Genomic DNA, 11611 nt, shown 5'->3' on the forward strand with positions numbered 1-11611 from the left:
GTTCCAGCGTCTCGGATGGAAACCGATGCACAACAAGCCTCACTGGTCACTGCCTCCGTAACGATCCCTCGAACACTGCACAGCTGCGCGCAGCTTCCCGCGCAAGCACCGCCACCAGGGTATATACAATTAACGAAATACGTCAATCGTTCGTCGAGAGTCCGCTGACAAATGACGATTGACGTCAGTCGTCTAATGACGTAGCTTCGAGTGTGAGGCACAGCACTCCGAACCTCGGATGGTTACGCTCCGGCACTTCCGCTGCCGGCCCGCTGTCGCCTCCGTCAGGACCGGCCTCTCCGCGCCGGCCGCATCCTTCTGGAAATCGGAGTCCCCAATGAAGCTCGAAGGCAAAGTCGCCGTCATCACCGGAGCCGGTTCCGGCTTCGGTCGTCAGTGTTCCCAGTTGTTCTCCGCCGAGGGCGCCCATATCGCGGTCGTCGACATCGACCCCGAGCGAGCCGCCGGAACGGTGGAACTCGTCGAGCAGCAGGGCGGTAAGGCCATCGCCATCACCGCCGACGTCAGCGTCGAGCAGCAGGTGAACTCGGCCGTCGCAGCGGCCGTGGAACACTTCGGCAAGTTGGACATCATGTTCGCCAACGCGGGCGTCGTCTCACGCGGCGGAGTGCCGTCGGTGGCAGGCGGCGAGGAGATCGAATTCCAGGACCTGACCGACGCGGACTGGCAGCACGTGCTCGGCGTGAACCTCAGTGGCGTCGTCTACGCCGCGAAGGCGGCGGTGCCGTACCTGCGTGACAACGGCGGCGGCACGATTCTGGCGACCTCCTCGGCGGCGTCGCTGGTCGCCTACCACAACATCGCGATGTATTCGGCCACCAAGGCGGGCGTCAATGGTCTGGTCCGCGGCTTGAGCCTCGATCTCGGGAAATACGGCATTCGGGTCAATGCCATCTGCCCTACCCACGGCATGTCGCCGAACTTCCTGATGCCGCCGGGATCGCCGGTGGTCGGACAGTCCTACGAGCAGGTCGCGGGTCCGTGGGATCCGTCGATCTCCCCCATTCCGCTCAAGCTGAACCGGCCGCCGTCGTTGCTCGACAACGCCAAGGTGGCACTGTTCCTGGCCTCCGACGACTCGCAGTATCTGTCCGGTCTCGTGCTGCCCTCGACCGACGGCGGCACCCTCGCCCGCGTCGGCATGTGGTTCGCCGAGGACAAGGGTTCACCCGGAGATCTGTGATGGCCGATTCGCCCACTCACCTGGTCGTCGACCGGACAGCCTGCGCCGGCCACGGACTGTGTTACGCCACCGCGCCCGGACTACTGGACTCCGACGATTTCGGAAATCCGGTCGTCCTCGGTGATCCGGTCCCGGTCGAGCAACTCGACTCCGCACATCGCGCGACAGCCGCATGTCCCGAACGCGCACTGACGCTTACGAGCGCCCTTCCCCTATCCGAGGAATCACCGCTATGACCACCACCGCAGAGGTTTCCGCCGATCTGGTCGTGGATTTCGACATCTACGACCAGTCGCTGGCATTCCCCGAAGACACCGTGCAGGCCCGAGTCGCAGAACTCGCAAGCCGGGGGCCGGTCGTCTATTCCACCGCTCACGGCGGGCACTGGATCGTCACCCGATACCAGGAGATTCACGAGGTTCTGCGTGACCCCGAAACATTCTCCAGCCATCCGAACAATCTCACGACCACCACCGCGGGTTTCGGCAAATTCATTCCGCTCGAACTCGATCCGCCGGAACACACCGGCTATCGGCTCGCCCTGCAGCCGTTGTTCAGCCCGAATCGCATGAAAGCGCTCGAGGACGATATCCGGGCCGTCGTCAACGAGTTGATCGACGGATTCGCGGCCGCGGGCACATCGGAATTCATCGCCGACTTCGCCCACGAATTGCCCACCCGGGTCTTTCTGTCCCTGATGGACTGGCCACTGGCGGACGCTCCCATGTTCACCCACGCCACCGATGTTCTGCTCACCGGAATCCCCGGCGCGACAGAGGAAGAGTCCAACCAGGCCCGTGGTGAAGCGGCGTTCAAGATGCTGGCCTACTTCCAGAACATCATCGATGACCGCAAGGCCAACCCGCGCGACGACATCACCTCACAGATCATCCACACCGAGGTCGCGCTCGAAGACGGCACTCGCCTGCTCACCGACGAAGAACTCAATCGGATGTTCTTCCTGCTGCTCATCGCCGGACTGCACACCGTGCAGGGCTCGCTGGCCTGGAGCATCATCCATCTGTCGCACAATCCGGAGCAACGCGCGCAGCTGATCGCCGACGAGAGCTTGATCCCCTCCGCGGTCGAGGAGATATTGCGCATCGAGGCCGCCGTCGTGCCCGGCCGGCGAGCCACCCGGACCACGCAGCTGGGCGGCGTCACGATCGCCGAGGGCGATCAGCTCATCCTGATGCTCTGCTCGGCGAACCGGGATTCCGGCGAATTCGAGGATCCGGAAGCCCTGCTCCTGGACCGCACGCCCAACCGGCACCTGTCGTTCGGCGCCGGCGCACATCGATGCCTCGGTTCCCACCTCGCGCGTATCGAACTTCGGCTGGCGTTGGAGGAAATCCACCGGCGCATACCGGATTACGCCCTCGTCGAAGGTGATCCGCCCGTCATGCACGCCAGTCAGGTGCGTGGTTGCGCGCGCCTACCCATCACCTTCACACCGAACAAGTGAGCAACCGAGTGAGGGCCGCGCCGCGCGGCCCTCACTCGTCTCACCGACATCGAATCGGGGTAACGGCCGATGTGAGAGTCCTCACCGGACCTCCCGTCGACGCGCATGCGGAGGCGACCGATCTACGCTGGTCATGGTCTTCCAGACACGTTCGGGCGCAATGCTTTTCGCTATTCCCGGCACCGTCGGCCTGTCGGACGGATAGCGACGGCTTCGAACGAACAACAAATAACGAGTATTGTCCATGGTGTCATCGGCTGTGCAAACACACGCAGAAATTCCCATGGAGGGCAGGACCAGAGAATGGCTCGACGTAACAGCAACGTCCTGAGCGGGGACGTCGAAGAGGCGCGCGGGCAGATCCTCGAAGCCGCACAATCGACCTTCCTGCATTTCGGCGTCGCCAAAACCACAATGGACGACATCGCCAAAGCCGCGGGCGTATCCCGCCCGACCATCTATCGCTACTTCCGCGACCGCGACACCCTCATCGCGGAACTCATCCGGCTACGGTCACGCAAGCTCTTCGTCAAAGGAACGAAATACGTCCTGGAACGTGAGCACTTCCGCGACCAAATCGTGGACGGCTTGATATTCCTGGTCGACCGCGGCCGGAAAGACCCGCTCATCCGATTGATCGTCAGCCCGGAACACATGGACCTGGCCGCCGCCGTCGTCGGCACCTCCCGGCTGGCCAGCGACCTGACCCTCGAGATGTGGGGCCCCATCCTCGACCGCGCCCGCGAAACCGGCGAACTGCGCCAGGACATCACCAACGAAGAAGCGTGCGAGTGGCTGGCGTTGGTGCAACTGATCCTGGTCGGCCGTCTCGACTTCGAAGACCCCGACGACCCCGCGCATCGGCGGCTGCTCGAAACATTCATGCTGCCGGCATTCCTGGCACCGGGAGCCTGAGCCGGCGCGACGAACAGGCTGAAACCTTCGTCGGCGTCTCCCCTGGGCACACGATCATTGCAGTCGCCTTCATACGAAAATTCGCTCCGTCGTGAACGGGCGCGCCGGTCCCAGACAGTTTGGAACCAGTGATCTCTCGCGCGAGGATCCTGGCAGGCACACTGGCCGCTCGGCGTGCGGAGGAGGATTACGTGGCGAAGAAGGTCATCGTCGAACTGATCGACGACTTCGACGGCAAGTCGAAAGCCGAAGAGACAGTCCCGTTCAGCATCGATGGCGTCGAGTACGAGAGCGATCTGTCGAACAAGAACGCCCGCAAATTGCGTAGCGCGTTGGAGGAGTGGACTGCTGCGGCCCGCAAGGTTGGCCGGATTTCCCGTGCCAGGGCCAAGCACACGACGCGTACCGCAACCGGCAAGCAGCAAACTGGCGCGATCCGCGAATGGGCAAAGAACAACGGCTACAACGTATCCAGCCGCGGGCGGATTCAGGCCGACATCATCGAGGCATACAACCAGGCAGGCTAGACCGACTCAGACGAGCCCAGCCCGTTACCCGACTGAAGCACCACCGGTCGGCCCGTGCCGACTGACACAGCTGGCTCCATCGGGCGAGACCGGGAGCGTGGCTGCGATGCATCCAGCAACAAGACGCTTTCAAGGTTTCTCCGACCTCGAGGCCGATACCGCCTACACCGAAGGCAACGTCGAGGACTATCGGCGCGAGATCTACGTCTCGACCGACAAACGCGCGGATCCCACGACGATCAAAATCGAGAATTCCGTGGGCAATCTGCAGGTATGGCAGGCCACCACCGGTGAGCTGGATCGCCATCTCAAGCGCCTCGTCGGACTGGGCAAGCGACGTAAAGCCAAGCAGCACAAGATCATTCTTCGTGCGATGATGCAAATCGCGGTGCGTCACGGCGCCATCGACACCAACCCGGTCGACGGCGTGAGCGCGTTCACCCGGCGCGCCACTCGCGCCCGCGGAAAGGTCGCCGACCACGACACGTTGCCCGCCTTCCGCGAACAGGTACGGGCATGGGCACGCGGCGAAGAGATACCCGGCACCCCCGCCTATAGCTGCGGTCCGCCGCGCGACTGGTCGGTGGTGTGGGTGGTGGATCTGATCTGCGGCACCGGCCTGCGTCCGCACGAGGTTTTCGCCGTTCGCCTGGACGACATCGATCTCGATGCGCCTATTCCTTACCTCGACGTCACCGGACCGCTGGTCGAAGTGAAAGGAGCGGGCACGGGAGGGTGGGTGCGCCAGCCGTTCCCCAAGTCGGTGCACGGCTGGCGCAGGATGCTGCTGCCGGAGCATTCGGTGCAGGCGTGCCGTGAGGCGATGAAGGACCTCGAGGTGACCGGCCAGCCCAACCCGCACCGCGTGCTGTTCCCAGCCCGCAACGGCTCGCTGCGCAATCCGAACAATTTCGGTCGACTGTGGCGGGCCGCACGCGGGGACAACTACGCATGGGTGACACCACGGACCTTCCGCCGGGTGGTCGCCACGGTCATCGACAACGCCTACGGCGACCCCGAACGCGCCGCGCGACAGCTCGGCAACACCGAAGCCGTGGCCAAAGCCCACTACATCGACATTCCAGACACCGCGCCCGACAATCGGGAGGTCCTCGAGCAGTGGGCCCGCGGTGCAGACCCGAAAACGTGAGATTTCTGTGAGATCGGATCGAATCCCGGGTCTATCTCGACCAACGAAAAATCCCCTCCGACCTGGTCGGAGGGGATTTTCTCGGTCGGGCTGACAGGATTTGAACCTGCGACCACTTGACCCCCAGGTCGGCTGGGTGGTCAAAGTGGCAGGTAGGCAGGCATTTTCAGTTTTGCGCTGGCTGGCAGTGACCAGCCGGTTGTTCGCCATCGTTTACAGCGTGTGGTCCCGCTCTGGTCGAGCTCTGCGTTAACGTTCGGGCTTGTGAAAGCTACAGTGGCCCTCGTTGTTTCCGCATCAGTTGCCGCCTGCGGATTTGGCGTCGCTGCACTCAATCGCCAGCTGCATTGGGGGATCGAGTGGGGGCCGCTCGGTAGCTGGATGAGTGCGTTCCTCTCGGCCGTCGCTGTAAGTGTCGCCCTCTGGGTGGCGTTGGAAAACGATTCAGAGAGAAAGCGGGAACGCCGGGAGAAGAAGGAGCGCGCGGCAAGGAGGGCACGAAGGATCCACTTCTCCGTGGCCGCCGCCGGCGAAGATGGTTTCATCTGGCGGCTGAATGTCCGAAACCACGATGATCGGCCGATCTACGATCTACGCTTCGAGCCAGGCTGGGTTGTGGACTGGCCGAATCAAGCCGCATACGCAGATGTAAAAGTGAACTTCCAGCCGCCAACACGCATGATTGCAGCGGGTGGTGAGTGGCGCTCCGACGTCCTCAACGTGACGGTGCGTCATCTGCCCATCGCGAATTTGAATGGCACCTTGTACCTGCCTGCGGCGACATTCGAGGACGACGACGGCTACGTGTTCTGTTGGCACAACGATCCGATAGAGACCATCGTTGCGCAGGGGCGGATCACCGGAACATGGATCCTTCAAGATGAGTGCGGCGCATACCCTGCTGACCAGCCAGCGTTCACTACCGCTCGTAGACTGCGAGAGAATTCCCGCCCTTCTGGAAGCGCGACCAAGCAGGAAGCCGATGGGCACCTTGAACGCAGCGGCCCGTTCCGATTTGATGGGCAAGTGGATGATTCGGAGCTTCAAGGAGATTCGTCGTCACGATTGTCAGCGCTGAATGCTCTATACAGCGTTGCGGCGCAGCGGGAATTCGCAGTCCAAGCGGGGACGGTCGCGGTCTACACCGTTGCCTTCGCTTTCGCTGGAGGCATGATCGCCGCCGTCGCCGGTCATCCAGATATATTCCGCGGATCCCGCGTTGCCGTTACCAATCTGGGCGCTGCTGCTCCTGGTTGTGGTCCTCGGCAGAACAGCTGAACCAAACCGACGAGTTGCCCGCAATCTACAGTCCAGGCTCGACGCGATCGCGGGACTCGATCGTCGGGCGGTTGAGGATCGTGCCAAGGACCCTGCTTGGCCAGTAGTTGTCGCAGCTGCCTTCGCCGTGCTGAGCCCATTCGCGGTACTGGTCGTGATGACGATCTACTGCCTAGTGCGCGCTGCATCATCGGGGTGGGGATGGCTCTTATGGGCCGTGTTGTATTTCGCCTTCTTTCTCGTGTGGTGCGTTGCCAGTCGTAGCACTCGCTTTAGCGAAGGATTCATGCAGAGAGGATCGGGAGGAGCCTCCGCCGAAGAAGGCGACGCGAGCCCATCCGCCGAGTAGCGCGCTGACAATGCGTGTTTGACTGCGGAAGGCTAGGTCGGGGACGGCAGGCGTCGTGCCCAGCATTGCCTCGTTGATAAAAGTGGCTGGAGAGCAAATGTCTGCGTTCTGCCACCTCGCCAAACCGGCGCCGCTCGGCGGCGCGCCAGCGCCGCCCTTGACGATCCACCTTCCCTCGCGCTACCGGATTGGCCCGCTCTCACTGTGCTGGCTGACGCCTTGGTCGCGCGCTCTGGCCGGTCAGGTCCGTGCGCACCCCGAGGGTTACCTCTTCCGCGCCTCGCAGAAGACCCGAATCAACACCCGGGAGGGACTCGCCACCGCCCTCGCCCCGTCGCCCGCGCCGTCGGCGAGTCAACCTTCACACCGACATGGCGGATCGAAAACGACCGGGCGACCGCTCCCGGCTGAACCTGCTCATGTCGAACACTACTTCGCCGACCGGACGCCGGAACAACGCTGTCAGAGATCACCCGAGTAGTCCTGGCTGATCCAGCGGTCGGGGCGGATGGTGAACAGTACGGAGTCGTTGCCGTCCATCCGGTCCGCGAAGGCGCGGCCTTCCTCCGGACCGAGATAGCGGCTGGCGATGCTCACCCGCGCCTCCCGGGGCGAGGGGGTGGCGGCCTCGACGACCGTGCCCTCGACGATGACGTACTGATAGGGCAACTCTTCGCGCTGCACCGTCAGTGTCACCACGCCGGCTTCCCGCATCAGCCTGGCCTTGCGGCGTGCCGCGCCGGTGTTGATGCGAATATTGCCGCCCGGGGTGTAGTCGTACCAGATCGGCGCGGTGGCGGGCGGACGCCCGTCGCCAGCCGCGACCGACAGCACTCCGATGTGCTTGCCCGCCAGGAACTCTTGACGCTCGGCTTCCGAGAAAGGTTTCGGCATAAGACGTCGAACGGACCGGGCTGCGCCGTTATTCCGGCCGAACGCGCGAATCCCATTGGGCGAGGACGGTCCGCAAGGTGGCCACCAGCGCAAGCGGCTGATCCATCATCGGGTGATGACCGGCCTCGGCCAATTCGACCACCGTCGCGGGTCGCCCGAACAGGCTCGCGATCTCCAGCGCCCGCTCCCGCGTCACCAAACCACGTTCGCACCGAATGTAGAGCACGGACGCGTCCACGGCCCGCAGCGAGCCGAGAGGTGGGATACGCCCGTCCTCGAGGCGCTTGCGCAACATCTCGGGATCGAACTTCCAGCCCCACCCCGCACCGGTGTCCCGCACCGATTCCTCCGCCACGTGCCGCGCGACGTAAGGAAGCAGAACCGCCTGGTCCGGGACCGTTCGAAACCGGCCACAGATCTCATCCCGCGTCGGGTACGTCTTCGGCCGGCGCAGCAACTGCCCGACGATGGACTCTTCCGACGGCTCCTGAAACGGAGAATCGATGACGACCAGACCCGCCAACGATTCCCGATGCCGAGCAGCCGCCACAGCGCTCACACGCCCACCCATGCTGTGCCCGACGACGTACGGCCGGCCGGCTATCCCGCCGGCCTCGGCAGCGGCCATCACCTCGTCCGCCCAGCCCTCGATCGGATACCGAGATCGCACAGCGCTGTCACCGTGACCGGACAAATCCAGCGCCACCACACGATACGTACCCGCCAACAGCGGACCGATGTGGTCCCACCAGCCCGAATGCGCCGATCCGCCGTGCACCAGCACCACACCGGCCGTCCCCACCCGGCCCCAGCACCGCAGATGAACGACACCACCCGCGACGTCGACCTCGCGATGTTCGGGCAGTTCCGCAATGGCTTGGGTAAACCATCCCGGCGCCGCGACACCCGCTTCCGCCGTCACTGCCATCGCCGCCTCCTTCGCCCGAGCCCGCTCCCCGGACAATATCGGCAGGTGTACGAAGCGACAGCGCCAGCGGTGGCGCACCAACGGTTTTCCTCGATCCCGAGCACCATATCCCGCCGTGTCCGAGAGGAGCGGCGCTGACACGCGAACGCTGCGGGAGCGATCACGAGCCCTAGCAACAGCAAACTCCGACAGCTTGTCCTACAACTCAACTTCTCTGTGCCGCAGCACAATTCGGATACCAAAGCAGCAACGCGGCGTCGAACGCCGCCACCGCTCGGTGCGGCAGGCCGCGTGAGCGAGATTTCCGTCGGGGTAACGCCGCAATGTTCCGCCGAGTGGTCAGCACGGTGGTCGACAACGCCTGTGGTGACCCCGAGTGGTCCGCGTGAAAGAGGTTCGATGCACCGAAGGAACCGTGGGCCGAACCACCAGCGACGGGACGGTGCCGCCCTCGCGAAGTTCGCAGGCACCATTCTGCGCGTTGGCACACTCTTGGCACACCGGCGGTCAACAGTGACTCTCAACCGGAAACCAAAAATCCCCTCCGACCCTGGTCGGAGGGGATTTTCTCGGTCGGGCTGACAGGATTTGAACCTGCGACCACTTGACCCCCAGGAATCGGGATCAGCCATTTGCGCACGTCATGCCTGATGTTCGAACCGTCGGAATGTGACTGCTTGCTGGGGTTGTTCACGGACGCGCATGCCGTGTGGTCCCCACGTGGTCCCCACGCACCGGATGCTTGTCTGGTAATGGAAGGTAGTCGGGCGCGAGGCCACGCAACAGCTTTGGGATCGAAGCTCTCGATGTTTGACTCTCGTGGTGGTCATGAAGGGGCGGCGCGCCACTGTCAACGTCGGCGCACCGCCAATTCAGTCGATTCGAGCGGGGCAGAAACATATAATCGCTGAGCTGCGGTGACAGACAAGCAGACGCGGGAGGAACCCTTGGCCACGGGACATCCGGACTTCAAACATCCGCGGTGCTATGCCAACTCGCGTGGCGGGTGCTCAGATGGGATATCTGGTGAGCACTATGTGTCATTCGGTTTGATCAAGCTGTATCACGGTGATCGCCCCATGGTGACTCCGGGACCCGAGTACGGAATCCCCCGTGCGATTCCCGGAAAGATCTTCACTGCTAACGTCCTTTGTGGAGCTCACAACAGCGGTCTGAGCTCGGCAGATGCAGCCGCGATCGACTTCGCCCGCCCTCTCAGGGCTGCCGCTGTTGAGTTTGTGACCACAGGTGTGTGGGGTACCGCCGAAGTACACGAGGTTTCCGGGTCAGACTTCCGGCGGTGGGTGCTCAAGCTGCTCATGACCCATGCGGCGGCAGATGTCCTCAGGCGCGATGGTGAAACGATAAGCACCCCTGAACATCCCGCCGCCGTTGATCTTCTTCTAGACCGGGCAGCGTGGCCGCATACTTGGGGTCTTGCCGTTGGACCAGCGAAGGGGAACAAGTACCTCACGTCACACCCTTTCCGCGCCAAGGCGCTCAATGAGTGGTGGGGCGCAACACCTTTCATTGACCGGAATGGCAAGTTGTGCGGTGGAATAGTTGAACTAGCAGGGGTGAGCTTCGCGCTCACTCTGTTCAATCAGGGGCGGGCAGAGGGGTACACCGCTGACCCGGAGTCCCCCTTCTACCGGTCGGTCCCCCACCCAAGCTTCGTTGCGTGGGACCTAAATGGAGTTGAAAAGCGGGTCAACTTCACCTGGGATGACCTTCACGCGCATGGCGGTATCACCTACGGCTTTGAGTCGCGCCCCGTGGCCTCCTGACCACCAAGCCTTCTGCTCCGGAGGCAGATCAGGCCGGTTTTCTCGGGTCTGACCTGGGGTGCTGGAGTATCGCAAGCATTCGTTTTAGTACGTTCCAGTCCACTGGCATCCCGGGGACTTGTGACACCGTGGTGACACTGGAACTGCTCGAGTCGTCGCTTCGTGAGCGTTAGCCCGCCGGTATGTTGCGCGGGATCACGCGATCAGTTACTCTGTCTCCCAGACCTTTCGAGGCCTTGTAGCTCAAAGGACAGAGCGCCTTTTTCGCAAAGGGGAGGTTGCGGGTTCGAATCCCGCCAAGGATTGGCGAAGAGGCACGGTGCGGCATTTGCCCCGTGCCTCTTTTGCTATCCAGACAACTGCTCTTCCCCCATCTTCCTCATACTGGCCGCCCTCAGCGGAAGTCGGGCGTGTCAAGGATGCACAGCACCGCGTAGCGGACGCCGTAGGTGGTCCTTGACTCGTTCGGCTGGAGCGAGACGATTCGGCTATGAGGAGGGTGGGGAAACCTTCGCCGACCTGCCTGGCGCCAGCGGACCAGACTGAGCGCTCCTCTATCTACTAGATATAAGGCGAATTCGGCAGCGACCCAACGCAAGTTGTGGCGGAAACCCGATGCGGACGGAAGGACCGTCGTCCGCACCGGGTAACCGGTGTCCCGATGTGACCAGCATCGGGGGTCGGCCGGAGTCGACGTCGTTGGCGACTCACTCACCGGCGGCGCTGCCGGTGGCCGAAGCGGTGGGAAGGGGGCCGGAGCCCCCTCCGGGTCACTCGTAGGCGGCTGCGGGGTCGTAGCTGTCGGCGGTTGCCTGGTTGGCGAGATCCTGGTGAGCTTCCTCGGATATCCGGCTACCGAGGGCGACCACAGCCGGTCGACTGAGCTGGTGGCCGGCCGATTCGGTCCTCGGCTGCGGGAGGCCCGGCCGGGTACGGCAGACGTCGCGCCCAGCACTGGCCCGGTCGTTGCATGAAGTGGCCAGATAGGAACGGGTGGCGTTCTACCACGTCGCCAGAGCGGCGCCGACGCGCCCGACGCGCCCGCTTGCCGCAGCTTGCGTAGGCGGGCGGTTGCGCGGCGCCGCGTGGCGGCGCCGCTAGGCGGCGCGAAGGG

At 63.6% G+C, this 11611-nt stretch carries 10 protein-coding genes and 1 tRNA gene; 9 read left to right on the plus strand and 2 right to left on the minus strand.

The window, feature by feature from the left end; all coding sequences use genetic code 11:
- Positions 1–337: 337 nt before the first annotated feature.
- The 7 genes from RJ03_RS34680 (at position 338) to RJ03_RS37695 (ending at position 6539) form a co-directional block, all read left to right on the plus strand.
- Positions 338–1204, plus strand: coding sequence for an SDR family NAD(P)-dependent oxidoreductase (locus RJ03_RS34680; RefSeq protein ID WP_036511543.1), 867 nt, complete (start codon positions 338–340; stop codon positions 1202–1204).
- Positions 1204–1440, plus strand: coding sequence for a ferredoxin (locus tag RJ03_RS34685; protein WP_036511547.1), 237 nt, complete (start codon positions 1204–1206; stop codon positions 1438–1440). Before RJ03_RS34680 ends, RJ03_RS34685 begins: the two co-directional genes overlap by 1 nt.
- On the plus strand, positions 1437–2669 hold the full coding sequence (locus RJ03_RS34690) for a cytochrome P450 (RefSeq protein WP_036511550.1): 1233 nt from the start codon (positions 1437–1439) through the stop codon (positions 2667–2669). The genes RJ03_RS34685 and RJ03_RS34690 overlap by 4 nt, the downstream gene beginning before the upstream one ends.
- Positions 2670–2972: 303 nt before the next feature.
- The gene (locus RJ03_RS34695) at positions 2973–3584 is read left to right on the plus strand and encodes a TetR/AcrR family transcriptional regulator (protein WP_036511552.1); all 612 of its coding nucleotides are present in this window, start codon (positions 2973–2975) and stop codon (positions 3582–3584) included.
- Positions 3585–3775: 191 nt separating this feature from the next.
- Positions 3776–4111: a histone-like nucleoid-structuring protein Lsr2 gene (locus tag RJ03_RS34700; protein ID WP_036511555.1), complete on the plus strand. Its 336-nt coding sequence runs from the start codon at positions 3776–3778 to the stop codon at positions 4109–4111.
- A gap of 106 nt (positions 4112–4217) precedes the next feature.
- A complete protein-coding gene (locus RJ03_RS34705) occupies positions 4218–5261 on the plus strand; it encodes a site-specific integrase (protein ID WP_036511558.1) in 1044 nt (347 codons plus the stop codon).
- Positions 5262–5525: 264 nt separating this feature from the next.
- On the plus strand, positions 5526–6539 hold the full coding sequence (locus tag RJ03_RS37695; RefSeq protein WP_157163610.1) for a hypothetical protein: 1014 nt from the start codon (positions 5526–5528) through the stop codon (positions 6537–6539).
- Positions 6540–7350: 811 nt separating this feature from the next.
- Here RJ03_RS37695 and RJ03_RS34710 read toward each other — a convergent pair.
- On the minus strand, positions 7351–7782 hold the full coding sequence (locus RJ03_RS34710; protein ID WP_036511562.1) for a pyridoxamine 5'-phosphate oxidase family protein: 432 nt from the start codon (positions 7780–7782) through the stop codon (positions 7351–7353).
- Positions 7783–7810: 28 nt separating this feature from the next.
- Positions 7811–8710, minus strand: a complete 900-nt coding sequence (locus RJ03_RS34715) for an alpha/beta fold hydrolase (RefSeq protein ID WP_036511565.1) — start codon at positions 8708–8710, stop codon at positions 7811–7813.
- A 1079-nt stretch (positions 8711–9789) separates the two neighbouring features.
- Here RJ03_RS34715 and RJ03_RS37700 point away from each other — a divergent pair.
- A complete protein-coding gene (locus RJ03_RS37700) occupies positions 9790–10497 on the plus strand; it encodes a hypothetical protein (protein ID WP_167332047.1) in 708 nt (235 codons plus the stop codon).
- A gap of 232 nt (positions 10498–10729) precedes the next feature.
- Positions 10730–10803, plus strand: a tRNA-Ala gene (locus RJ03_RS34725).
- The last annotated feature ends 808 nt before the right edge of the window (positions 10804–11611 follow it).

Origin of the sequence: Nocardia aobensis NBRC 100429 (assembly GCF_000308375.1) — a bacterium.
Lineage (GTDB): Bacteria > Actinomycetota > Actinomycetes > Mycobacteriales > Mycobacteriaceae > Nocardia > Nocardia aobensis.